Origin of the sequence: Kitasatospora albolonga, from assembly GCA_002082585.1 — a bacterium.
Lineage (GTDB): Bacteria > Actinomycetota > Actinomycetes > Streptomycetales > Streptomycetaceae > Streptomyces > Streptomyces stephensoniae.
On sequence record CP020563.1, the window covers coordinates 1,689,454 to 1,712,680 of the forward strand.

General features: G+C 72.2%; 22 protein-coding genes and 1 riboswitch. Of the genes, 12 read left to right on the forward strand and 10 right to left on the reverse strand.

The window, feature by feature from the left end; genetic code table 11:
- Positions 1-58 precede the first annotated feature (58 nt).
- From B7C62_07280 to B7C62_07300, 5 genes are all read left to right on the forward strand, one after another.
- The gene (locus B7C62_07280; GenBank protein ARF72092.1) at positions 59-856 is read left to right on the forward strand and encodes an ABC transporter ATP-binding protein; all 798 of its coding nucleotides are present in this window, start codon (positions 59-61) and stop codon (positions 854-856) included.
- On the forward strand, positions 828-2,924 hold the full coding sequence (locus B7C62_07285) for a hypothetical protein (GenBank protein ID ARF72093.1): 2,097 nt from the start codon (positions 828-830) through the stop codon (positions 2,922-2,924). Before B7C62_07280 ends, B7C62_07285 begins: the two co-directional genes overlap by 29 nt.
- Positions 2,925-2,953: 29 nt before the next feature.
- Positions 2,954-3,565: a TetR family transcriptional regulator gene (locus B7C62_07290; protein ID ARF72094.1), complete on the forward strand. Its 612-nt coding sequence runs from the start codon at positions 2,954-2,956 to the stop codon at positions 3,563-3,565.
- A gap of 467 nt (positions 3,566-4,032) precedes the next feature.
- The gene (locus tag B7C62_07295) at positions 4,033-4,650 is read left to right on the forward strand and encodes a hypothetical protein (protein ARF72095.1); all 618 of its coding nucleotides are present in this window, start codon (positions 4,033-4,035) and stop codon (positions 4,648-4,650) included.
- A gap of 31 nt (positions 4,651-4,681) precedes the next feature.
- On the forward strand, positions 4,682-6,184 hold the full coding sequence (locus tag B7C62_07300) for a phytoene dehydrogenase (GenBank protein ARF72096.1): 1,503 nt from the start codon (positions 4,682-4,684) through the stop codon (positions 6,182-6,184).
- Between the two features lie 282 nt (positions 6,185-6,466).
- Here B7C62_07300 and B7C62_07305 read toward each other — a convergent pair whose 3' ends face one another.
- The 6 genes from B7C62_07305 to B7C62_07330 all read right to left on the reverse strand — a co-directional run bounded on the left by B7C62_07305 (position 6,467) and on the right by B7C62_07330 (position 11,357).
- Complete coding sequence (locus tag B7C62_07305) at positions 6,467-7,483, reverse strand: hypothetical protein (GenBank protein ID ARF72097.1); 1,017 nt, start codon at positions 7,481-7,483, stop codon at positions 6,467-6,469.
- A 48-nt stretch (positions 7,484-7,531) separates the two neighbouring features.
- Complete coding sequence (locus B7C62_07310) at positions 7,532-8,449, reverse strand: methylenetetrahydrofolate reductase [NAD(P)H] (protein ARF72098.1); 918 nt, start codon at positions 8,447-8,449, stop codon at positions 7,532-7,534.
- A 125-nt stretch (positions 8,450-8,574) separates the two neighbouring features.
- Positions 8,575-9,225, reverse strand: coding sequence for a thiamine-phosphate diphosphorylase (locus B7C62_07315; GenBank protein ARF72099.1), 651 nt, complete (start codon positions 9,223-9,225; stop codon positions 8,575-8,577).
- Between the two features lie 82 nt (positions 9,226-9,307).
- Positions 9,308-9,673, reverse strand: a complete 366-nt coding sequence (locus B7C62_07320; GenBank protein ARF72100.1) for a DNA-binding protein — start codon at positions 9,671-9,673, stop codon at positions 9,308-9,310.
- 70 nt (positions 9,674-9,743) lie between these two features.
- Entirely contained in the window at positions 9,744-10,988 is a 1,245-nt protein-coding gene (locus tag B7C62_07325) for an oxidoreductase (protein ARF77030.1), read from the reverse strand.
- Between the two features lie 9 nt (positions 10,989-10,997).
- Positions 10,998-11,357: a hypothetical protein gene (locus B7C62_07330; protein ARF72101.1), complete on the reverse strand. Its 360-nt coding sequence runs from the start codon at positions 11,355-11,357 to the stop codon at positions 10,998-11,000.
- 51 nt (positions 11,358-11,408) lie between these two features.
- Positions 11,409-11,521: riboswitch (TPP riboswitch) on the forward strand.
- Between B7C62_07330 and B7C62_07335 the strand changes: the two genes are divergently transcribed.
- The 5 genes from B7C62_07335 to B7C62_07355 all read left to right on the forward strand — a co-directional run bounded on the left by B7C62_07335 (position 11,519) and on the right by B7C62_07355 (position 16,696).
- Complete coding sequence (locus B7C62_07335) at positions 11,519-12,739, forward strand: glycine oxidase ThiO (protein ARF72102.1); 1,221 nt, start codon at positions 11,519-11,521, stop codon at positions 12,737-12,739. It overlaps the preceding riboswitch by 3 nt.
- Positions 12,736-12,948, forward strand: coding sequence for a thiamine biosynthesis protein ThiS (locus tag B7C62_07340; GenBank protein ARF72103.1), 213 nt, complete (start codon positions 12,736-12,738; stop codon positions 12,946-12,948). Before B7C62_07335 ends, B7C62_07340 begins: the two co-directional genes overlap by 4 nt.
- A gap of 2 nt (positions 12,949-12,950) precedes the next feature.
- Positions 12,951-13,745, forward strand: coding sequence for a thiazole synthase (locus B7C62_07345; protein ARF72104.1), 795 nt, complete (start codon positions 12,951-12,953; stop codon positions 13,743-13,745).
- Positions 13,746-13,887: 142 nt separating this feature from the next.
- On the forward strand, positions 13,888-15,816 hold the full coding sequence (locus tag B7C62_07350) for a serine/threonine protein kinase (GenBank protein ID ARF72105.1): 1,929 nt from the start codon (positions 13,888-13,890) through the stop codon (positions 15,814-15,816).
- A gap of 28 nt (positions 15,817-15,844) precedes the next feature.
- Entirely contained in the window at positions 15,845-16,696 is an 852-nt protein-coding gene (locus B7C62_07355; protein ID ARF72106.1) for an endonuclease IV, read from the forward strand.
- Between the two features lie 164 nt (positions 16,697-16,860).
- Here B7C62_07355 and B7C62_07360 read toward each other — a convergent pair whose 3' ends face one another.
- A complete protein-coding gene (locus tag B7C62_07360; protein ID ARF72107.1) occupies positions 16,861-17,493 on the reverse strand; it encodes a sulfite oxidase-like oxidoreductase in 633 nt (210 codons plus the stop codon).
- 164 nt (positions 17,494-17,657) lie between these two features.
- Here B7C62_07360 and B7C62_07365 point away from each other — a divergent pair, with 164 nt between their 5' ends.
- Positions 17,658-18,137, forward strand: a complete 480-nt coding sequence (locus B7C62_07365; GenBank protein ARF72108.1) for a bacterioferritin — start codon at positions 17,658-17,660, stop codon at positions 18,135-18,137.
- Positions 18,138-18,192: 55 nt separating this feature from the next.
- Here the strand turns inward: B7C62_07365 and B7C62_07370 are convergent, their stop codons facing one another.
- Complete coding sequence (locus B7C62_07370) at positions 18,193-18,462, reverse strand: (2Fe-2S)-binding protein (protein ID ARF72109.1); 270 nt, start codon at positions 18,460-18,462, stop codon at positions 18,193-18,195.
- A 163-nt stretch (positions 18,463-18,625) separates the two neighbouring features.
- Positions 18,626-19,972: a 3-deoxy-7-phosphoheptulonate synthase class II gene (locus B7C62_07375; GenBank protein ID ARF77031.1), complete on the reverse strand. Its 1,347-nt coding sequence runs from the start codon at positions 19,970-19,972 to the stop codon at positions 18,626-18,628.
- Positions 19,973-20,273: 301 nt separating this feature from the next.
- Here B7C62_07375 and B7C62_07380 point away from each other — a divergent pair, with 301 nt between their 5' ends.
- A complete protein-coding gene (locus B7C62_07380; protein ID ARF72110.1) occupies positions 20,274-22,172 on the forward strand; it encodes a phenazine-specific anthranilate synthase component I in 1,899 nt (632 codons plus the stop codon).
- Between the two features lie 10 nt (positions 22,173-22,182).
- Here B7C62_07380 and B7C62_07385 read toward each other — a convergent pair whose 3' ends face one another.
- Positions 22,183-23,178, reverse strand: a complete 996-nt coding sequence (locus B7C62_07385; GenBank protein ARF72111.1) for a hydroxyacid dehydrogenase — start codon at positions 23,176-23,178, stop codon at positions 22,183-22,185.
- Between the last annotated feature and the right edge of the window lie 49 nt (positions 23,179-23,227).

Genomic DNA, 23,227 nt, shown 5'->3' on the forward strand with positions numbered 1-23,227 from the left:
ACCGGTCAGTTCAAAGAATGTCGCAGCAGAATCACGGACACGATCCAGGGGAGGGTCTGTGGAGAGCCCGCACGGCGCATCGGTAGGCGCCGAGGACTTCGGACTCAAGGGGCCGCGCGGCTGGGCCTTTCGCCATGTGGGGTTCAGCGCTCCTCCGGGGTCGCTCGTCGGCATCGAGGGGCCGTCCGGCTCCGGACGTACCTGCCTTCTGCTCGCCCTGACCGGCCGCATGCGCGCCACCGAGGGCAGCGCGCGGGTCGGCGGGCTGGAGCTGCCCCGCAAGGCGGCCCCCGTCCGCAGGATCGCCGCGCTGGGCCCGGTCCCCGGTGTCAGCGAGCTGGACCCCGCCTTCACCGTCGCCGAGCACCTGCGCGAACGGGCCCTGCTCCAGGGCCGCTACGGGGCCTCCCTGCGCTCCCTGCTGCGTCCGCGCGCCGAGCGCCGGGCCACCGCCCGGGCCCGGATCGACGCGGCGCTGGAAGCCGCGGGGCTGGACACCGCCGCCCTGCCGAAGGCCGAACGGACCTCCGTACGGGATCTGGAGCGGATCGAGGCGCTGCGGCTCTCGGTCGCCCTGGCGCTGATCGGCACCCCCCGGCTGCTCGCCCTGGACGACGCCGACCTCAAGCTCTCCCCCGCCGAACGCGCCGACGCCTGGGCGCTGCTGCGCTCCGTCGCCGAGGCCGGCACCACCGTGCTCGCCGTGTGCAGCGAGGCCCCCGAGGGCGTCCGGGTCGTCCGTACCTCGCCTGCCGCCGAAGACGCCCTCACCAAGTCCGCCTCCGAGGACGCCCCCACCGCACCCACCACCGAAGAGGAGACGGCCGATGCGTTCGCCGAAACTGGCCGCGCTTGAGCTGAGGCGGTTCCGCAGGGGGAAGCTGCCGGCCGCCGCGCTGGTCGCCCTGCTGCTCCTGCCGCTGCTCTACGGCGCCCTGTACCTGTTCTCGTTCTGGGACCCGTACGGGAACCTCGACAAGCTGCCCGTCGCGCTGGTCAACAACGACAAGGGCGCCACCAGCGACGGCAAGCGCGTCAACGCGGGCGACGAGATCAGTGAGAAGCTGCTCGACTCCAACGTCTTCGCGTGGCACGAGGTGAGTTCCGCCGAGGCCGACAAAGGCGTCGAGGACGGGACGTACTACCTCTCGCTGACGATGCCGTCCGACTTCAGCAAGAAGATCGCGTCCAGCGGCGGGGACTCCCCCGAGACGGGCGCGCTCCAGGTGCGGACGAACGACGCCAACAACTACATCGTCGGGCAGATCTCCAAGACGGTCTTCGGAGAGGTGCGCAACGCCGCCTCCACCAACGCCTCGCGGGGCTTCCTGGACCGGATCTTCATCAACTTCTCCGATCTGCACGACAAGACCGCCGACGCGGCCAAGGGCGCCGACGACCTCAAGGGCGGCATATCAAAGGCGAAGAAGGGCTCCAAGGAGCTCGCGGACGGTCTCAAGGACTCCAAGGCGGGCACCGAGCGGCTCTCCGACGGGATCGTCAAGCTGAACACCGGTGCGGGCGAAGTCGCCTCCGGCGCCCGTCAGGTGGCCGGCGGCACCCAGGCCCTGGCCGACAAGGTCAACGGCGCCGCCGGTGAGGCCCGCCCCTTCTTCACGTACTTCAAGGAGAACGGGAAGAGCATCGGGGAGGCCGCCCGGCTGGCCGCCGACGGGGCGAAGACCACGCGTGAGGACCTCGGCAAGCTGGTGGCCGCCGCCCCGAAGGCGGCAGCCGACGCCCGCACCGCCGCCGACGAGCTCGGCGAGGTCCACCGCGCCCGGTGCGAGGAAGCGGAGGAGCCCGACGAGGCGTCCTGCCCCGCGCTGAAGAAGGCCAGCGACGCGGCGTCCGACGTCGCCACGACGGCGGCCGAGGTGAGCAGTCTGGTCACCAGCCAGAACGGCGAACTGAAGACGCTCAGCAGCCACCTGGCCGCCTTCCAGAAGCAGGCCGAGAACCTGGCGAAGCGCGCGCCGACCCTGGAGTCCGACCTGGAGAGGGCCGTCAAGGACATCAACGCCCTCAACACCGGCGCCCAGAAGGTCGCCAAGGGCGCGGTGGCGCTGCACACCGGCCTCGGCAACGCCCGTACCGGCTCGGCCGACCTCAACACCGGCGTCGGCAAGCTCAAGACGGGTGCCGAGAACCTGGACGGCGGGCTGTTCCGGCTCGGCGACGGCTCGGCCGAGCTCGCCCAGGGTCTGCACGACGGCGCGGAGAAGATCCCGGACTACGAGAAGAAGGACCGCGACGCGCGGACCGACGTCATGGCCGACCCGGTGAAGCTGGCCTCCAAGTCCCTTCACGCGGCACCCAATTACGGCACCGGTTTCGCCCCGTACTTCATCCCGCTCTCCCTCTGGGTCGGCGCGATGGTCGCTTATATGATCATCCAGCCGCTGAACAAGCGGGCGCTCTCCACCGGGGCCTCCGCCTGGCGGATCGCCCTCGCCGGATGGCTCCCGGTCGCCGCCATCGGCGTCCTCCAGGTCGGCGCCCTGATCGCCGTCCTGCACTGGGGCCTCGGGCTGGAGATGGAGCGCTCCGCCGGAACGGTCGCCTTCCTGGCCCTGGTGACCTGCTGCTTCGCCTCGATCGTGCAGTGGCTGAACGCCTGCTTCGGCGCGGCGGGACGCATCCTGGTGCTGGTCGTGCTGATGCTCCAGCTGACCTCGGCCGGAGGCACGTACCCCGTCCAGACCAGCCCCGGCTTCTTCGGCGCGATCCACCCGTACCTGCCCATGACGTACGTCGTGGAGGGGCTGCGCAGGCTCATCACCGGCGGCCCGCTCGGCCCGGTCTGGCTGGGCTGCGCGGTGCTGGGCGCCTTCACCCTCGGCGCGCTCGCCCTGACCGCGTGGACCGCGCGCCGCAAGCAGGTGTGGAGCCTGAGCCGGCTGCACCCGGAGCTGAGCCTGTGAGCGCGCCGGAAGCTGGGAGAATCAGCGGCATGGAAAGCAGTGGCACCACGCGCCGCCAGGCCACCCGGCAGAGGCTCTACGAGGCGGCGGTGACCCTCATCGCCGAGCAGGGGTTCTCGGCGACCACCGTGGACGAGATCGCCGAACGGGCCGGGGTCGCCAAGGGCACGGTCTATTACAACTTCAAGAGCAAGACCGAGCTGTTCGAGGAGCTGCTCCGGCACGGCGTCGGGCTCCTCACCGCCTCGCTGCGGGCCGCTGCCGAGGAGTCCGAGGAGCGCGGCGGCACCCGGGTCGAGGCGCTGGACGCGATGATCCGGGCCGGTCTCGCCTTCATCGACCGCTACCCGGCCTTCACCCAGCTGTACGTGGCCGAGCTCTGGCGCACCAACCGCGCCTGGCAGTCCACGCTGCTGGTGGTGCGGCAGGAGGCCGTCGCGGTGGTGGAGAGCGTGCTGCGCGAGGCGGTGAAGAGCGGTGAGCTCAGCGAGGAGATCGACATCCCGCTGACGGCCGCGGCCCTGGTCGGGATGGTGCTGGTGGCGGCGCTGGACTGGCAGGCGTTCCAGCCGGAGCGCTCGATCGACGAGGTCCACTCGGCGCTGTCGCTGCTGCTGCACGGGCGGGTCAGCGGGCACTGAGACCCGGGGACTCCGAGGCACGGCCCCGGAGCAACACGGTCCCTGAGACGCACGCTCCCGGAGGCGCATGTCCGGGGAGACGCACGGTCCCGGACATGCGCGGTCACCGAGGCACACGGTCGCCGGAGAAACACGAAGACGCCGGCCGCTGGAGTTCGCATCCCCCGCGAACTCCACCGGACCGGCGTCTTCCGTGCAGCCGTCGGACCCGTTCCCCGTGACCCCGTATGTCCCCCGTGGTCCCCGGGTCCTCCGTCGTGCACCCCCGTTCCGTCAGGGGCCGCGCCCGGACCGCCGCCCCGTGCCGGCGGTCCGGGCGCCGCGCCCCTTCCGTGGTCATCACTCTTCCGTCCGCGCAGGTCCGGGCCCATCCGCTCGCCTACTCATCTCGTCTCCTGAGTACGGGTACTCAGAAGTGCGCACCCGGCCCCACCCGGCCGCCGGGACCGGTCGTTACGATCTCCCCCGTGTCCGTAATCCCTCTGGTGTTCACAAGTGGCTGGGCGAGCGGGATCAACGCCTACGCGGTGGTCCTGCTGCTCGGTCTGTTCGGCGCGACCGGCGTCTCCGACGAGGTGCCCGCCGCGTTGCAGCGCACCGATGTGCTGATCGTGGCCGGTGTGCTCTTCCTGTGCGAGGTGGTGGCTGACAAGATCCCGTACGTGGACTCCGTCTGGGACACCGCGCACACGGTGATCCGCCCGGTGACGGGCGCGGTGATCGCGGCCCTGCTCGCCGGGGAGAGCGGTTCGCTGCCGGAGCTGGCGGCCGGGGCGATCGGCGGTTCGACGGCGCTGATGAGCCATCTGGTGAAGGCCGGTACGCGGATGGCGGTCAACACCTCCCCCGAACCCTTCAGCAACATCGGGATGAGCATCGCCGAGGACCTCGGTGTGGCCGGGGTCGTCACGTTCGCCATATTCAACCCGGTGGCGGCGGCCGTGATCGCCGGGGTGCTGCTGGTCCTCGGGATCGTCCTCGTGGTCTTCCTGACCTCCCGGATTCGCCGCTTCCTGCGCCGCCGGGCCCAGCGCCGCGAGGAGAAACGCCTGGCCGGAGCGGACGGCCCCTGGCCTCCCGGCTGAGTTGTCAGTGGCGGTCGCTAAAGTCACCGGCATGGCACGAATTGCGGTGATCGGCGCCGGGACGGGCGCCATGGCGGCGGCCGCCCGGCTCGCCGTCGCGGGCAACAAGGTGACGGTGTACGAGCGCTCCGCGAGCTACGGCGGCTCGCTCGGCCGCCATGAGCACGAGGGCTTCGTCTTCGACACCGGCCCCGGTCTGCTGCATCTGCCCGCCGTCCAGCGGGACCTTTTCGTGAAGACCGGCAAGGAGTCCCTGGAGCAGTGCGTGACGCTGACCCAGGTCGACCCGGCGAGCCGCCATCTCTTCGCGGACGGCACGGCGGTGTCCCTGCCCAACGCCTCCCGGGCCGGGGTAGCCTCCGCCCTGGACGCGGCACTCGGCGGCGGTGCCGGGGAGCGGTGGACCGGGTTCCTGGAGCGGGCCCGGGACGCCTGGGACCGCTCGCGCCGCCCGCTGCTGGAGGAGCCGCTGCGGGCGGACCACCAGGTGCTGGGGCGCGACCCGTATCCGGCGCTGAGGCAGCGGCGGCTGCTGCGCACCCGGCAGGCGTCGACCGTGGCGGAGATCGGCGCCTGGGAGCTGGGGGACGCCCGGCTCGCCGCCCTGCTCGACGGCTACGCCCTCTCCTACGGCCTGGACCCGCGCACCGCGCCCGCGAGCGCCGCGCTGCTGCCGTACATGGAGCAGTCTTTCGGCAGCTGGTACGTGATGGGCGGGATGCGGGAGCTGGCCCGGGCGGTGTACGAGCGGTGCGTGGCCCGGCGGGTGGCCTTCGTCTTCGGGGCCGAGGTGGTCCGGGTCGTCGAGAAGGACGGCCGGGCGGCGGGCGTGGAGCTGGCGGGCGGTGCGGTGGCCGAGGCCGACCGGGTGGTGCTGGGGGTCCGGCCGCACGCCGGTCTGGTGCCGGGTCAGCAGGTGTGGGGCGCGGGCGATGTGACGGTCCGGGAAGGCTCCGTGCCGGGGCGGTTCACGGTGCTGCTGTCGCTGCGCGGGGGCCGGGAGGCGGACGCGGTGCACCGGACGGTGGTGCACAGCGCCGACGGGGCGGCGGAGCAGGAGGCGGTGTTCGGGGGGCGGGTCGCCGCGCACCCCACGGTGACGGTGCTGCGCCCCGACGACCCGGCGACCCGCCCGGACGCGGCGCACGAGGCGGTGACGCTGACAGCGGTGGTGGCCCCCCGGGGTCCGGTGGAGTGGACGGACCCGGCGGTGCGGCAGCGGTTCGCGGAGCTGCTGGTGGAGCGGGCGGAGGCGGCCGTTCCGGGGCTGCGGGAGCGCGTCCTGCACACGGAGGTCCGTACGCCTGCGGAGACCGAGGCCGAGACGGGGGCGGCGGGCGGTGCGGTGCCGCCGCCCGCTCTGGCCGGGGCGGCGGGCGCCCATCTGCACCCGGGGAACCTCACCCGGCTGCCGGGGCTGTATCTGGCGGGCGGCTGGTCGCACCCGGGCGGCGGGCTCGCGCACGCCGGGATGTCGGGAACGCTGGTGGCCGGACTCGTGGTGGAGGGCGACGACTTCCGGGGCTCGCAGTGAGGAGACGGGGCGGCGGTCGGCCTCGCCGAGAGGTGGAGTGGAGCGCCGGTCGCCCGCGCTGCTGATGCGAGAGCGGAACGCCGGTCACACACTCCGCTGATCCGGGAGCGGAACGCAGCTCGCCCGCGCCGCTGGTCCGGGAGCGAGGCGCCGGTCGCCCGCCTCCGCCGGAGCGACCCGACCGCCCCCGTCCCCGCCGCTGCGCCCCGACCGCCCCCGCAGCCTGCCCGTCGGCGTCGAGCTCCGTCGGCACCGCCCGCCGTCAGTAGCGGTACTGCCCGTTCAGTAGCGGTACTGCTCGTTCTGGCCGGTGTCGTAGCCGTTGTTGCCATACGGAGTGGGCTGGGCGGGCTGCTCCGGAGGCATCGGGGGGTACTGCTCGGCGTCCCGCTGCTGCGGGACCCAGACGCCCCCGGGCGGGGTGTCGGTGCCGTACGCGTCCGTGCCGTAGCTCTGGGCGTAGGGGTCGGCGTAGCTCTGGCGGCCGCCCTGGCTGTCGTAGCCGTTGCCGCTGCCATTGCCGTAGGCGTCGTAACCGCCGTAGGAGGCCGACCCGTTGGTGGTGCCGATGTACGGGTCGGAGTAGGCGGCGTAGCTCTGCTGGCCGTTCCCGTAGTCGTACGGCCCCGTGTAGGTGTCCTGGGCCTGCTGCTGGTCGTAGCCGGAGTACGGGTCGTACGCGGCGAACTGCGGCTGCGACCGGTCCGAGGGGTCCGCCTCGTACGGCTGCTGGTCCGGGCCGGGGCCGGAGTCGGTGCCGCGGCCGTCCGCCGGGTAACCGGAATCGCTGTATACGCCGTACTGGCCGGTGTCGTCGGGCAGCGGCAGCGGCTCGTACACGGAGGTGGCGGGGTCGGACGCGGCGGCCTGAGCCCCCGTACGGTCGAAGTCGGAGTCGAAACCCGAGTCGAAACCGGAATCGAAGTCGGAGCCGGTCCCTGGGGTGGTGGCAGGGGCCGAGACCTCCAGGTCGGAGACCTCCAGCGTGGGCTCCTTGGCGGCCGCGCGCTCGCCGCCGCCCTTGCGCCGGCGGCTCTCCCCCGGGCTGCCGCCTATGGCCCAGCCGGTGGAGAAGCCGCGCCGGAAGGAGAGCGTCACGAAGGTCTGGCCGGTGGCGAAGGCGAGCGTGCCGACGACGATGACCGCACGGGAGCCGAGCAGCACCCCGATGACCACGGTGAGGAACCCGGCGAAGGCGAGCAGCCGCCAGCGCAGCCGCGCCTTGTACTGCAGCAGTACCTCACCCAGCAGCCACAGTGCCACCAAGCCGAATGCGATGTAGAGGACCGTCCAGCCCACGCCCGCCCCCTCCTGCGGCCGCAGCCGCGCGGGGGCGGGTACGGCCGGTCACGACTGCTTGTGCAGTCCGAGATTCTCGTAGATTTCGAGCGTTGCCGTCGAGTTGTTGAGCGTGATGAAGTGGAGCCCGGGCACACCCTCGGACAGCAGCTTCGCGCAGAACTCCGTTGCGAACTCGATACCAAGGGAGCGTACAGCGGCCGGATCGTCCTTGACCGCGAGGATGCGCTCTTTCAGCGGCGTCGGCACGGTCGCGTTGCTGAGCTGCGAGAATCTTTCCAGTTGCTTCACACTGGTGAGCGGCATGACCTCGGGGATCACGGGCGTTTCGCAACCGGCGGCGACCACGCGGTCACGCATCCGCAGGTAGTCCTCCGGGCGGAAGAACATCTGGGTGATCGCGTAGTCGGCCCCGGCGCGGCACTTGTCCACGAAGTGGCCGATGTCCGTCTCCCAGTCGGTGGAGCGCGGGTGCATCTCGGGAAACGCGGCGACGCCGACGCAGAAGTCGCCGGACTCCTTGATGAGGCGGACGAGGTCGGCCGCGTACTTCACGCCCTGCGGGTGCTCGACCCACTCGCCCATCGGGTCGCCGGGCGGGTCGCCGCGGACCGCGAGGATGTTCCTGATCCCGGCGTCGGCGTACTGGCCGATCATGTTGCGCAGCTCGGCGATCGAGTGGCTGACGGCGGTGAGGTGGGCGACCGGGGTGAGCGTGGAGTCGGCGGCGATCTGCTGGGTCGCCCGCACCGTCCCGGCGCGGGTGGAGCCACCGGCCCCGTACGTCACCGAGACGAAGCTCGGGCGGACCGCCTCGACCCGGCGCAGCGCGTTCCAGAGGTTGCGCTCGCCCTTCTCGGTCTTGGGCGCCCAGAACTCGAAGGAGTACGAGGTCTTGCCGGTCGCGAGCAGGTCACGCACCGTGCGTGCGTGGTCCGTCCTGGTGGAAGCTGTCCCAAGGGCCATAGGGGGAGGTTAACCAGGGGGTGGACACTCCCCCAACCAGAGCAAGGGATTTCGTCTCATTTCGCCGGTTTGTTGTCCACCCCTTGGACAGCTGCGGTAAAACCGCGCCCGATGAAGGCGGCTGCTCAGAGCGCGTGCGCCCGGACCCTCTTCGCCAGCTCCGCGGTGGCCGCCGCCGGGTCGGTGGCCTCGGTGATCGCGCGGACGACCACGATCCGGCGGGCCCCGGCCGCCAGCACCTCGTCCAGGTTGCCCGCGTCGATGCCGCCGATGGCGAACCAGGGGCGCGGCTGGTCCAGGGAGGCGGCGTACCGCACGAGGCCGAGGCCGGGGGCGTGACGGCCGGGCTTGGTGGGGGTGGGCCAGCAGGGGCCGGTGCAGAAGTAGTCCACGCCCTCCTGGGCGACGGCGGCGTCGACCTCGGACTCGGCGTGCGTGGAGCGGCCGATCACCCGGTCCTGCCCGATGATCGCGCGGGCGGCGGACACGGGCAGGTCGCCCTGGCCCAGGTGCAGGACGTCGGCGCCGATGGCGTGGGCGACGTCGGCCCGGTCGTTGACGGCGAGGAGCTTGCCGTGGCGGCGGCAGGCGTCGGCGAGGACCGCGAGGTGTTCCAGCTCCTCGGCGGCCTCCATGCCCTTGTCACGGAGCTGGACGATGTCGACGCCACTGGAGAGCACCGCGTCCAGGAAGGCCGGGAGGTCGCCCTGCCTCTTACGGGCGTCCGTGCAGAGGTAGAGCCGGGCGTCGGACAGCTGCTCGCGAGGCGTGGGCATGGTGGAGTCCCCCCGTGGTCGTGGCGGGGCACGGGCCCCACGCGCTGCGCGGGGCCCGTACGCCGCTTCCTGATCGTGTCGGTCAGACGGCGAGCGCCTGGGCGCGGCGCTTCACCTCCGTACCGCGATTCTCGCTCAGCGCCTGGGCGGGGGTGCCGGGCAGGGTCGGGTCGGGAGTGAAGAGCCACTCCAGCATCTCTTCGTCGGAGAAGCCGTCGTCCCTCAGGAGGGTCAGGGTGCCGGAGAGGCCCTTGACCACCTTGCTGCCGTCGATGAAGGCGGCAGGCACCTGAAGTGTCCGGTTCTCACCACGGCGTACGGCGATGAGCTGGCCCTCCTTGACCAGCTGCCGGACGCGCGTCACCTCGACATCGAGCTTTTCCGCGATGTCGGGGAGGTGGAGCCAGGCGGGGACGAGAGCATCGGTCTTTGCGTCAATCTCGGTCACAGGGACAAGCGTGCCATCCGGGACTGACAGCCGGTAGCCGGGCCGACCGTACGGGGGTCGGCCCGGGGGCTCACAGGGCGGTCGACTTCAGCGGTACGGCGGGGTCGGCGACCCGCTCCGGATCGAGGACGGCCCCGGACTCGATGAGCCTGCGGCCCTGGGCGAGGTCGCGCGGGCGGCCCACCGCGAGCACGGCGACCAGGGCCCCGGCCTTCAGCCAGCACACCGACCAGGCCGCCCCGGCGCCGTCGCCGCGCCACACCAGGGTGTCGGCGTGGGCGTGGTGTCCGGCGTACTGCACGAAGCGGCCGAACTGCTCGGACCAGAAGTACGGGACGGGGTCGTGGACGGGGAGCGGATCGCCGGACTCCGCCGCCAGGATCGCGGCGGCGACGGTCCGGGGGCCCTGGAGGGCGTTGTCCCAGTGGTGGATCAGCAGGCGTTCGCCGTAGCGGGCGGAGGGGAAGGAGGCGCAGTCCCCGACGGCGTACACATCGGGCAGGGAGGTGCGCAGGGAGGCGTCGGCGGTGATCGAGCCGTCCGGGCCGCGTTCGATCCCGGAGCCGGTGAGCCAGCCGGTGGCGGGGCGGGCGCCGATGCCGACGACGACGGCCCCGGCGGGCAGCGTCCGGCCGTCGTCGAGGACGACCGTGCCCTCCTCGACGCGGTCGACCCGGGCGTCGGTGAGGAGTTCGGCGCCGCTCTCCGCGTACCAGTCGGCCATCGGGGCGGCGACCTCGGCGGGCAGGGTTCCGGCCAGCGGGCGGGCGGCGGCCTCCACGACGGTGACCGCGCAGCCCGCGGCGCGGGCGGCGGTGGCGAACTCGGCGCCGATCCACCCCGCGCCGACGACCACCACGTCGTGCCGCCGCTCCAGGACGGGGCGCAGCCGGGCGGCGTCGTCCAGGGTGCGCAGCAGGTGGACGCCCCGGACACCTTCGGTGCCGGGCAGGGTGATGGGCTCCGCGCCGGTCGCCAGGACCAGGACGTCATAGGGGACGGGCCCCTCGGCGGTCTCCAGCAGGTGGCCGTCGGCGCGCAGGGCGGTGACGTCCAGGCCGAGCCGGAGCGTGATGTCCAGCGCCTCGAAGTCGATGTCGAAGGCGGAGTCCTCGGCGGCCCCGAGCAGCACCGCCTTGGAGAGCGGCGGCCGGTCGTAGGGCTGGTGGGGCTCGGCGCCGATCAGGGTGACCGGGCCGGTGAAGCCTGCTTCCCGCAGGGCGACGGCGGTCTGCACGCCCGCCATGCCCGCTCCGACGACCACGACGTTCCGTGCCGTCCGCCCCGTCGCGTGGTGTTCCGTCTGCTCGCTCACGCGCACAGTCTATTCATCTGACAGGCCGTCAGATGGCAGCTCCTCCACCACACTCGTCCCGCTGCCCTCCTGGGACTCCCACTCCCAGCGCTCCTCCAGCCGCACCCGGCCGTCCGCGAGGTCGGTGACGGTGGAGCGGCAGTGGCCGGACGAGGTCGTTCCGTCCCGCTTGAGCTGGACGTAACGGAAGTCGAGCGCGTCCCCTGCGCGGGTGCCGACGAGATGGCCGCGGACCACGTCACCGCCCGCGTACTCGGCCCAGACCGTGCCGTCCTGCTCGTGGTACGTGAAGCGGGTACGGGTGCCGACCTGGCCGGGGGCCTGGTCGGCGACGGGCGAGAGGACGAGTCCGTCGAGCGAACGGGCCACGGTCGCTGCTCCCTACTCGGCGTCGAGGTACTGGGGTTAGTCTGGCCACGGTAGAACACTCGCGGGAGCCCGGGCGCACCGGGCTGAGAGGGAGGCTGGACGGCCTCCGACCGTACGAACCTGATCCGGGTCATGCCGGCGAAGGGAGGGGCTGGACACCCATGCGCGTCTCGGGGAAGACCTCCGGTAACCCGGGGGAAGGCTCAGGAACCGATGTCCTCGTCATCGGGGGCGGCATCATCGGCCTGGTCACCGCTTGGCGGGCGGCCCAGCGCGGGCTGGCCGTCACCGTGGCCGATCCCGATCCGGGCGGCGGGGCCGCCCGGGTCGCGGCGGGCATGCTGGCCGCCGTCACCGAACTGCACTACGGCGAGGAGATGCTGCTCGGCCTCAACCTCGCCTCCGCCGCCCGCTATCCGGAGTTCGTCGCGGAGCTGGAGGCGGCGAGCGGCCGGGAGACCGGCTTCCGCACCTGCGGGACGCTGGCCGTCGCGCTGGACTCCGACGACCGGGCGCATCTGCGGGAGCTGCACGCCCTCCAGGAGCGCTCGGGTCTGGAGTCGGTCTGGCTGAGCGGCCGGGAGTGCCGCCGTCTGGAGCCGATGCTCGCGCCGGGCGTACGGGGCGGGCTGCGGGTCGACGGCGACCACCAGGTGGACCCGCGCCGGCTCGCCGCCGCGCTGCTGGCCGCCTGCGAGCGGGCGGGGGTGGATTTCCGGCGGGCCCCGGCGGAGCGGCTCACCGTCGCCGGGGGCCGGGCGGCGGGAGCGGTGCTCGGTGACGGTACGGGGATCGAGGCCGACCGGGTCGTCCTGGCGGCGGGCAGCCTCAGCGGGCGGCTCGCGGGGCTCCCGGAGGAGCTCGTGCCGCCGGTCCGCCCGGTCAAGGGCCAGGTCCTGCGGCTCACCGTGCCCCCGGCGTACGCCCCCTTCCTCAGCCGGACCGTGCGCGCCGTCGTCCGGGGCGGCCACATCTATCTCGTACCGCGCGAGAACGGGGAGCTGGTCGTCGGCGCCACCAGCGAGGAGATGGGCTGGGACACCACCGTCACCGCGGGCGGGGTCTACGAGCTGCTGCGCGACGCCCATGAGCTGGTGCCCGGCATCACCGAGCTGCCGCTCACCGAGACCCGGGCCGGACTGCGCCCCGCCTCCCCCGACAACGCCCCGCTGCTCGGCCCGACCGCCCTGCCCGGCCTCCTCCTCGCCACCGGCCACCACCGCAACGGCGTGCTGCTGACGCCCGTCACGGGCGACGCGATGGCCGAGGCGCTGACCACCGGCGAACTGCCCGAGGTGGCCCGCCCGTTCGCCCCGGGCCGGTTCGCGTCCGCCGGAGCCGCCCCCGTACCCGCCCCCGTACTCCAGGAGCAGTCCGTATGAGTCCTCAGGTATCCGTCTCGGTCAACGGGGAACCGCGCACCCTCGACGCGGGCACCGCGCTGGACCGTCTCGTCGCCACCCTGACCGCCGCGCCCTCCGGGGTCGCCGCCGCCGTCAACGAGTGCGTGGTGCCGCGCGGCCGGTGGGCCGCCACCACGCTCGGCGAGGGCGACCGCGTCGAAGTCCTGACCGCCGTACAGGGAGGCTGACCGTGTCCGACGACGTCTTCACCCTGGGACCGGCCGCCTTCGGCTCCCGGCTGATCATGGGGACCGGCGGGGCGCCGAGCCTGGAGGTGCTGGAGCGGTCCCTGATCGCGTCCGGGACGGAGATGACCACCGTCGCCATGCGCCGGCTCGACCCGACCGTGCGGGGCTCGGTCCTCTCCGTGCTGGAGCGGCTCTCCATCCAGGTGCTGCCGAACACGGCGGGCTGCTACACGGCGGGCGAGGCCGTCCTCACCGCCCGGCTGGCCCGGGAGGCGCTCGGCACCGACTGGATCAAGCTGGAGGTCATCGCCGACGAGCGGACCCTGCTGCCCGACCCGGTCGAGCTGCTGGACGCGGCCGAGATCCTGGTCGACGACGGGTTCACCGTGCTGCCGTACACCAACGACGACCCGGTCCTCGCGCGGAAGCTGGAGGACGTGGGGTGTTCGGCGATCATGCCGCTGGGCTCCCCCATCGGCTCCGGTCTCGGCATCCGCAACCCGCACAACTTCGAGCTGATCGTGGAGCGGGCCGGGGTGCCGGTGATCCTGGACGCGGGGGCCGGGACCGCGTCGGACGCGGCGCAGGCGATGGAGCTGGGGTGCGCGGCGGTGATGCTCGCCTCGGCGGTGACCCGGGCCCAGGAGCCGGAGCTGATGGCGGCGGCGATGCGGCACGCGGTGGACGGCGGGCGGCTGGCGTACCGGGCGGGCCGCATCCCCCGCCGCCACTTCGCCGAGGCGTCGTCCCCGGCGGACGGGCGGGCGGTGCTCGACCCGGAGCGGCCGGCGTTCTGAGCCGCCGGTACGGGGGCGGGGGCCGGGCGCCCGCGCAAGGCCGGTCACCTGGGGCGTGTCCCTGTCACAGGTCCGTAAGGGAACGGCCCCGGGAGAGCCCCGGTCCGTCCGGGGTACCGGCGGCGCCTCGTAGACTCTCGGGGTGGACACGACCCTCCAGGACCCCCTCGTCGGGCAGCTGCTCGACGGCCGGTATCGCATTGAGGCGCGCATCGCCGTCGGCGGGATGGCCACGGTCTACCGGGCCGTGGACACCCGCCTGGACCGGGTGCTCGCCCTCAAGGTGATGCACCCGGCGCTCGCGACCGACGCCGCCTTCGTCGAGCGGTTCATCCGCGAGGCCAAGTCGGTGGCGCGGCTGGCCCACCCCAACGTCGTCGCGGTCTTCGACCAGGGCGCCCAGGGCGCGTACGTCTACCTCGCGATGGAGTACGTGGCGGGCTGCACCCTGCGTGACGTCCTGCGCGAGCGCGGCGCCCTCCAGCCCCGGGCGGCCCTGGACATCCTGGAGCCGGTCCTCGCCGCGCTCGGCGCCGCGCACCGGGCCGGGTTCGTGCACCGCGACATGAAGCCGGAGAACGTCCTGATAGGGGACGACGGCCGGGTGAAGGTCGCCGACTTCGGCCTGGTCAGGGCGGTCGGCACGGCCACCGACACCACCGGTTCGCTGCTGGGCACGGTCTCGTATCTGGCCCCCGAGCAGATCGAGCACGGCACGGCCGACACCCGCAGTGACGTGTACGCCTGCGGGGTCGTGCTGTACGAGATGCTGACCGGCGCCAAGCCGCACACCGGCGAGAACGCCGCCCAGGTCATCTACCAGCACCTCAACACCGATGTCCCGGCCCCCTCCGCCGCCGTGCCGGGGCTCCCCGTCGCGCTGGACTCCCTGGTGGCGAGCGCCACCGCCCGGAACCCCGAGGTGCGCCCGCACGACGCGGTGCTGCTCCTCGCCGAGGCCCGGGAGGCCCGCGCCCAGCTGAGCGACGCCGAGCTGGACGCCGTACCGCCGCAGGCGCTGTCGGACACCCACGACGGCGCGCAGGACCGTACGAGCGTGATCCCGCGGGCCCTTCCGGCGGACGGGTCCGGGGACGGCGTGCACCGCACGAGCCGGCTGGAGATGCCGCCGCCGGTCGCCCCGCCCCGGCGCCGGGCGGGCCCGCGCGGCCCGTTCGGCGGCCCGCACCGCAAGCTGATCACCGTCATCGCCGCCGTCCTGCTGACGCTGGGCGTCGGGGCGGGCGTCTGGTACATCAACTCCGGGCAGTTCACCCAGGTCCCCTCGCTCCTCGGCCAGACCCAGAAGGCGGCGGAGCAGCGGCTCGCGGCCGAGGGGCTCGGGCTGAAGGGCGTCGAGCGGGTCTTCAGCGACACGGTCGAGCGGGGCTCGGTGGTCGGCAGCGACCCCGCCTCGGGCGACCGGATCAGGGGCAACGGCTCGGTGACGCTCGTCGTCTCGCGCGGCCCCGAGATCGTCCGGGTCCCCGATGTCTCGGGCTCCTCCCTCGCGGACGCCCGGCGCGCCCTGAAGAAGGTGGGCCTGCTCCCCGGGATGGTGACCAAGGAGTTCAGCGAAGACGTGGCCCGCGGCGAGGTGATCCGTACGGAGCCCCGCGCGGGCACCGACCGGACCCCGGACACGGCCGTGGCCCTGGTCGTCAGCAAGGGCAGCCCCATCGGCGTACCGGACCTCACCGGCCTCTCGGTCGAGGCCGCCACCGCGAAGCTCGAAGGGGAGGGGCTGAAGGCCGAGGTGCTGCCCGGCCGGGTCCACTCCTCCGAGGCCGAGGGGAACATCGCCCGGCAGTCCCCGGGCGAGGGCACCGAAGCGGCGGAGGGCGACACCATCGAGCTGACCGTCTCCAAGGGCCCCCGGATGCTGGACGTCCCCGACGTCACCGGCCGGGACGTCGACGAGGCCAGGGCCACCCTGGAGGAGGCGGGCTTCGAGGTCAAGGTCGACCGGCCGTTCCTCTCGTTCAGCGACACGATCGCGCGCCAGTCCGTGCGGGGCGGCGAACAGGCCCCCGAGGGCTCCACCATCACCATCAGGACCAAGGGGTTCTAGCCCGCCATGAGAAAGCCGGAAGCCATCCATGCGTAACCCTGTGGGCGGACACGTCCCCGTGGCAGGCGGTCTCGCCAAGGTCGGTCTCTCCTACGCGCGGGAGCTGGGGGCCGAGTCCGTGCAGGTCTTCGTCGCCAACCCGCGCGGCTGGGCGACGCCCGCCGGGAACCCGGCGCAGGACGAGCTGTTCCGCTCGGAGTGCGCGGCGGCCTCGATACCGGCGTACGTCCACGCCCCGTATCTGATCAACTTCGGCTCGCACACCGGGGCGACCGTCGAGAAGTCCGTGGAGTCGCTGCGCCACTCACTGCGCCGGGCCCGGCAGATCGGGGCGCTGGGCGTGGTGGTGCACACCGGCTCCGCGACCGGCGGGCGGCCCCGCTCCGAGGCGCTGGCCCAGGTGCGCGAGCACATGCTGCCGCTGCTGGACGAGCTGACCCATGACGACGACCCGTATCTGCTGCTGGAGTCCACGGCGGGCCAGGGCTCCTCGCTCTGCTCCCGTACATGGGACTTCGGGCCGTACTTCGAGGCGCTGGACGCCCACCCGAAGCTGGGGATCTGCCTGGACACCTGCCACATCTACGCGGCGGGCCACGATCTGACCGGCCCCTCGGGGATGCGGCAGACGCTCGATCTGCTGGTGGAGACGGTCGGCGAGGGGCGGCTGAAGCTGATCCACGCCAATGACTCCAAGGATGTCGTGGGCGCCCACAAGGACCGGCACGAGAACATCGGCGCGGGCCACATCGGCGCGGAGCCCTTCCGGGAGCTGTTCGCGCACCCGGCGACCGAGGGCGTACCGCTGATCATCGAGACGCCCGGCGGCAAGGAGGGGCACGCGGCGGACGTGGCCCGGCTGAAGGAGCTGCGGGGCTAGGGCCTCTCGTTTGGATCATGCCGGGCTCGCGGGCCCCGGCACGCACATCTGCGGCGTTGTCGTCGGTCGCCGACGCTCCGCGTCGACTCCCTCCTCCGCCTTGCAGCTGCACGCACCAGACCCCGCTCCCTGATCCGGCCTGATCCAAACGAAAGACCCTAGAGCTACAGCTCGGGGCCCTCGCCCGGCTCCTCCTGGTACGAATAGCGCTGCTCGCGCCAGGGGTCACCGATGTTGTGGTAGCCCCGCTCCTCCCAGAACCCGCGCCGGTCGGCCGTCATGTACTCGACGCCCCGGACCCACTTCGGGCCCTTCCAGGCGTACAGGTGCGGGACGACGAGGCGCAGCGGGAAGCCGTGCTCGGCGGTGAGGAGTTCGCCGTCCTTGTGGGTGGCGAAAAGCGTGCGCTCGGAGGCGAAGTCGGCCAGACGCAGGTTCGAGGAGAAGCCGTACTCGGCCCACACCATCACATGGGTGACATCGGGGCCGGGCGGGGCCAGATCGAGCACCGTACGGGCGAGGACTCCGCCCCATTCGGCGCCGATCATGCTGAATTTCGTCACGCAGTGCAGATCGGCGACGACCGAGGAGAACGGCAGCGCCGAGAAGTCCTGATGGTTCCAGCAGTGCTTGTCGCCGTCGGCGGTGGCCCCGAAGACCCGGAACTCCCAGCGCTCGGGCTTGAACTTGGGAACGGGCCCGTAGTGGGTGACCGGCCATCCGCGTTGCAGTCGCTGTCCTGGGGGAAGCTCCGACTGCTCCGCTCCGCTTCTCTCCCGGTTTTCCGGCTGACCCATGTCTCCATGGTGACAGACAGGCAGGGGTGGTCATGACCAGGGCAGACCCCCGTGGCGGTCCCGGGGGGTCAACTCGTACTAAGCGTGCACTTACTGGACGGCCGGTGGACGCGGTGCGAGGATGCGGCCATCTTGTCGATCACGTTTTGGAAGGAGCCTCTGCGATGCAGGGCGACCCCGAGGTCCTTGAGTTCCTCAATGAGCAGCTGACCGCCGAACTGACCGCTATCAACCAGTACTTCCTGCATGCGAAAATGCAGGACAACTTCGGCTGGACCAAGCTCGCCAAGTACACCCGGGCCGAGTCCTTCGACGAGATGAAGCACGCCGAGATCCTCACCGACCGGATTCTCTTCCTGGACGGGCTGCCCAACTACCAGCGGCTCTTCCACGTCCGGGTGGGCCAGACGGTCACCGAGATGTTCCAGGCGGACCGCCAGGTCGAGGTGGAGGCGATCGACCGCCTCAAGCGCGGGATCGAGCTGATGCGCGCCAAGGGGGACATCACCTCGGCGAACATCTTCGAGTCCATCCTGGCGGACGAGGAGCACCACATCGACTACCTCGACACCCAGCTGGAGCTGGTGGAGAAGCTCGGTGAGCCGCTCTACATCGCGCAGCTGATCGAGCAGCCGGAGAGCTGACGGTCCCGCTGCACGGAAGACGTCGTACGGAAGGGCTCCCCGCCGTACGGACAGGTCAGGCCGCGTCGGGGAGACGGATGTCCTGGGCCGCCACCGGCATGCCCACCGGGCCGCCGACCGCCGCCGTCACGGGCTCCCGCTGCTGACCCACGAGGTCGCGGCGCGAGCAGTCGCGCCCCAGCAGGGCCTGGATGCGTCGGACACAGCCGCCGCAGTCCGTGCCCGCCTTGCAGGCCGAAGCGATCTGGCGGGGGGTGCAGGCACCGGCGTCCGCATGCTTCTTGACCTGCGCCTCGGTGATGCCGAAGCAGGAACAGACGTACATGCGGTTCACCTCCCTGCGGGCCGGTCGCTGGTGCCGTCCCCGTCTTCGTCGGTGAGGCTAACCTAACCTTACCCGTCCGGCGAGCCGCGCAAAAGCCCGGGAACGGACTGTGGGGCACGGATCACATCGATCCGTGCCCCACAGGTGCGACTGGCGGGAATACCTACTGGTCGCGGTACATCTCGGCGACGAGGAAGGCCAGGTCGAGCGACTGGCTGCGGTTGAGCCGGGGGTCGCAGGCCGTCTCGTAGCGCTGGTGCAGATCGTCCACGAAGATCTCGTGGCCGCCGCCCACGCACTCGGTGACATCGTCGCCGGTCAGCTCCACGTGGATGCCGCCCGGGTGGGTGCCGAGGCCCTTGTGGACCTCGAAGAAGCCCTTGACCTCGTCCAGGACGTCGTCGAAGCGGCGCGTCTTGTGGCCGGAGGCGGCCTCGAAGGTGTTGCCGTGCATCGGGTCGGTCACCCAGGCCACGGTGGCGCCGGAGGCGGTGACCTTCTCGACCAGCTCGGGCAGCTTGTCGCGGACCTTGTCGGCGCCCATGCGGACGATGAAGGTCAGCCGGCCGGGCTCGCGCTCGGGGTCCAGGCGGTCGATGTAGCCGAGTGCCTCGTCGACGGTGGTCGTCGGGCCGAGCTTGATGCCGATCGGGTTGCGGACCTTCGAGGCGAACTCGATGTGCGCGCCGTCCATCTGGCGGGTGCGCTCACCGATCCAGACCATGTGGCCGGAGGTGTCGTACAGCTCGCCGGTGCGGGAGTCCGTGCGGGTCAGCGCCGACTCGTAGTCCAGCAGCAGCGCCTCGTGCGAGGCGTAGAACTCGACCGCCTTGAACTCGGCCGGGTCGGTGCCGCACGCCTTCATGAAGTTCAGCGCGTTGTCGATCTCGCGGGCCAGGGCCTCGTAGCGCTGGCCGGAGGGGGACGACTTCACGAAGTCCTGGTTCCAGGCGTGCACCTGGCGCAGGTCGGCGTAGCCGCCGGTGGTGAAGGCGCGGACCAGGTTCAGCGTGGAGGAGGACGCGTGGTACATCTGCTTCAGCCGCGCGGGGTCCGGGACGCGGGCCTCCTCGGTGAAGGCGAAGCCGTTCACCGAGTCGCCCCGGTACGTCGGCAGGGTCACGCCGTCGCGGGTCTCGGTCGACTTGGAGCGCGGCTTGGAGTACTGGCCCGCGATCCGGCCGACCTTCACGACGGGCACGGAGGCGGCGTAGGTCAGGACAGCGCTCATCTGGAGCAGCGTCTTCAGCTTGGCCCGGATGTGCTCGGCGGACACGGCGTCGAAAGCCTCGGCGCAGTCGCCGCCCTGGAGCAGGAACGCCTCGCCCTTGGCGACGGCTCCCAGGCGGGCGCGCAGCTGGTCGCACTCGCCCGCGAAGACGAGCGGCGGATACGACGCGAGGTCCGCGAGTACATCGCGCAGCGCCTCGGAGTCGGGGTACTCGGGCTGCTGCGCCGCGGGAAGGTCTCGCCAGGTGTTGCCACCGGCGGCGGAGGTATTGGCGTTCACGGTCACGTGGACAACACTACGGGGTCGCGGGGGCCGTCCATTCGAGCGCTCAATAGTTGAGACAGGCGCTCGGCTGCCGGGGATGTCCGCTAGGGTCGCACCATGTCGACGCAACAGTTCCCGCTCTCGATCCAGGACTGGTGGTGGACCGCTCATCCGGCGGCCCGCTGATTCATCGCGCTGACACACTTCGCGAAGGCCGCCCGAGGGGCGGCCTTTCCTGCGTTTCCCGGAGCCGTTCCTCTCCCCTGTGAGTCCCGTACGCGACGCCGTACGGGCCGTCCGGAAGGAACCCGCTCCCATGTCCCGTACGTCTTCCCGCCCCGCCCCCGATGTCGTCCGCCTGCTGCTGGCCGAGGACGCCCCGCCGTTCGCCCTGCTGCGCCGGCGTACGCCCGGCCGTGACCACGATCACGTGGAGGTGCTGACCGGCGGGGTCCGGGAGGTGGCGCGGCTGGCCGATCTGCCGGTGGGCGCGTCGCCCGCGCTGGCCCTGGTGCCGTTCCGGCAGATCGCCGAGCGCGGCTTCGACGTCCGCGACGACGGGACCCCGCTGAGCGTGCTGGTGGCGGAGGAGCGCCATGAGCTGGAGCTGTCGGAGGTGCTGGCGGCGCTGCCCGCGCATGACGTGACGGTGGAGGACCGCGGCTTCGACGTGCCGGACGGGGAGTACGCGGAGATCGTCCGGCGGGTGATCCGGGACGAGATCGGGCAGGGCGAGGGCGCGAACTTCGTGATCCGGCGGACGTTCCGGGGCGGGATCGCGGGGTTCGGGCGGGCGGACGCGCTGGCGCTGTTCCGGCGGCTGCTGGCGGGCGAGCGGGGCGCGTACTGGACGTTCGTCGTACACACCGGGGACAGGACGCTGGTCGGGGCCAGCCCCGAGGTGCATGTGCGGATGTCCGGCGGGACGGTCGTGATGAACCCGATCAGCGGGACCTACCGCTACCCGGACGGGGGGCCGACCGCCGAGAGCCTGCTCGCGTTCCTCGGGGACCGCAAGGAGAGCGAGGAGCTGTCCATGGTGGTGGACGAGGAGCTGAAGATGATGTGCACGGTGGGCGACAGGGGCGGGGTGGTGGTCGGGCCCCGGCTGAAGGAGATGGCGCACCTCGCCCACACGGAGTACGAGCTGCGGGGGCGGTCCTCGCTGGATGTCCGGGACGTCCTGCGCGAGACCATGTTCGCGGCCACCGTCACCGGCTCCCCGGTGCAGAACGCCTGCCGGGTGATCGAGCGGTACGAGCGGGGCGGGCGCGGCTACTACGCGGGCGCGCTGGCCCTGCTGGGGCAGGACGGCAACGGGGCGCAGACGCTGGACTCCCCGATCCTGATCCGTACGGCCGACATCGCCCCGGACGGTTCGCTGGAGGTGCCCGTCGGCGCCACCCTCGTACGCCACTCGGACCCGGAGAGCGAGGTCGCGGAGACGCATGCCAAGGCGGCCGGGGTGCTGGCGGCGCTCGGGGTGCGGCCGGGGCGGCCGGAGGCGGAGGCGGACCGGCCGCGGCTGGCCGCCGATCCCCGGGTGCGGGCGGCGCTGGACGACCGGCGCGGCTTGTTGGCCCCGTTCTGGCTGCGGATGCAGGAGCGCACCCGGGATCTGGCGGGGCACGCGCTGGTGGTGGACGGCGAGGACACGTTCACCGCGATGCTGGCGCACCTGCTGCGCTCTTCCGGCCTCGATGTGTCGGTGCGCCGGTACGACGAGCCGGGGCTGCGCGAGGCGGTACGGGCGCACACGGGGCCGGTCGTGCTGGGCCCCGGCCCCGGGAACCCGGGCGACCTGGCCGACCCGAAGATGCGGCTGCTGCGGGAGCTGGCGGCGGAGCTGGTACGGGAGCACCGGTACGGGCTGCTCGGTGTCTGCCTCGGCCATGAGCTGATCGCGGCGGAACTGGGGCTGGAGATCGTGCGCAAGGCGGTGCCGTACCAGGGGGCGCAGACCAGGATCGAGCTGTTCGGGCGGCCGGAGACGGTCGGCTTCTACAACAGCTTCACCGCCCGCTGCGACGCCCCGGCCGCCGTCGAGCTGGCCGCGCACGGCATCGAGGTGAGCCGGGACGGGGAGAGCGGTGAGCTGCACGCGCTGCGCGGGCCCGGCTTCGCCTCGGTGCAGTTCCACCCGGAGTCGGTGCTGACCGTGCGCGGGGCGGCGATCGTGACGGAGCTGCTGGCGGGGCTGCCGGTGCCGGGCTGAGCCCTCCGGTTCAGATACGCGGCACGAGCACGTTCTCGCTGGGGCGGCGGGCCAGGTAGTCGGTGACGTTCTGGACGGTCGCGTCGATGATCTGGCCCACCGCGTCCTCGGTGTAGTACGCCTGGTGCGAGGTGACGATCACGTTGGGGAAGGTGACGAGACGGGCCAGGGTGTCGTCATCGACGCCCTCCAGGGACTTGTCCAGGAAGAAGAGCCCGGCCTCCGCCTCGTACACGTCGAGTCCGACCCCGAGGAAGCGCCCGGCGCGCAACTCGGTGACCAGGGCGGCGGTGTCGATGAGGCCGCCGCGGCTGGAGTTGACGAGGATCGCGTCGTCCTTCATCGACTTCAGGGCGGCCTCGTTGATGATGTGGTGGGTGGCGGGCAGCAGCGGGACGTGCAGGCTGACCAGGTCGGCCTCGGCGAAGAGGCGCTCCTTCTCGACGTACTCCATGCCGAGCTCCAGGCAGGCCGGGTTCTCCACGACGTCCCAGCCGAGCAGCTTCATCCCGAAGCCGTGGGCGATCCGGGTGAACGCCTCACCGATCTTGCCGGTGCCGACGACGCCGACGGTCCGGCCGTGCATGTCCCGGCCGAGCAGCCCGTCGAGGCGGAAGTCGAAGTCGCGGGTGCGGCTCGCGGCCCGGATGACGCGCCGGTTGACCGCCATGGCCAGGGTCCAGGCGAATTCGGCGACCGAGTACGGCGAGTAGTACGAGACCCGGGCGACGCGCAGGGCCAGCCGCTCGGCCACCTCCAGGTCGATGTTGTTGAAGCCGGTGGAGCGCTGGGCGATCATCTGGGTGCCGCCGGCGGCCAGGGTCTGGAGGACCTTGGCGTCGAGGTCGGCGTTGACGCTGGTGGAGATGATCTCGTACCCCGCCGCGATGGGGGCGGTGTCCCGGTTCAGGAAGACGTCCAGGCAGCGGACCTCGTGCAGCCCCCGGAAAGCCTTCTCGATCAGGGGCTTCTCGTCGGACTGCACACCGAAGGCCAGGATTTCCACGGGGTCTCCCGATCTGTGTCGGTACGCGGGGCCGGGCGGGGCCGCCGCA

Bases quoted from the DNA above. Each gene is read 5' to 3' on its own strand.
- B7C62_07285 (ARF72093.1), top strand. From the start codon at position 828: ATGCGTTCGCCGAAACTGGCCGCGCTTGAGCTGAGGCGGTTCCGCAGG.
- B7C62_07290 (ARF72094.1), top strand. From the start codon at position 2,954: ATGGAAAGCAGTGGCACCACGCGCCGCCAGGCCACCCGGCAGAGGCTC.
- B7C62_07300 (ARF72096.1), top strand. From the start codon at position 4,682: ATGGCACGAATTGCGGTGATCGGCGCCGGGACGGGCGCCATGGCGGCG.
- B7C62_07310 (ARF72098.1), bottom strand. From the start codon at position 8,449: ATGGCCCTTGGGACAGCTTCCACCAGGACGGACCACGCACGCACGGTG.
- B7C62_07315 (ARF72099.1), bottom strand. From the start codon at position 9,225: ATGCCCACGCCTCGCGAGCAGCTGTCCGACGCCCGGCTCTACCTCTGC.
- B7C62_07335 (ARF72102.1), top strand. From the start codon at position 11,519: ATGCGCGTCTCGGGGAAGACCTCCGGTAACCCGGGGGAAGGCTCAGGA.
- B7C62_07340 (ARF72103.1), top strand. From the start codon at position 12,736: ATGAGTCCTCAGGTATCCGTCTCGGTCAACGGGGAACCGCGCACCCTC.
- B7C62_07355 (ARF72106.1), top strand. From the start codon at position 15,845: ATGCGTAACCCTGTGGGCGGACACGTCCCCGTGGCAGGCGGTCTCGCC.
- B7C62_07360 (ARF72107.1), bottom strand. From the start codon at position 17,493: ATGGGTCAGCCGGAAAACCGGGAGAGAAGCGGAGCGGAGCAGTCGGAG.
- B7C62_07365 (ARF72108.1), top strand. From the start codon at position 17,658: ATGCAGGGCGACCCCGAGGTCCTTGAGTTCCTCAATGAGCAGCTGACC.
- B7C62_07370 (ARF72109.1), bottom strand. From the start codon at position 18,462: ATGTACGTCTGTTCCTGCTTCGGCATCACCGAGGCGCAGGTCAAGAAG.
- B7C62_07380 (ARF72110.1), top strand. From the start codon at position 20,274: ATGTCCCGTACGTCTTCCCGCCCCGCCCCCGATGTCGTCCGCCTGCTG.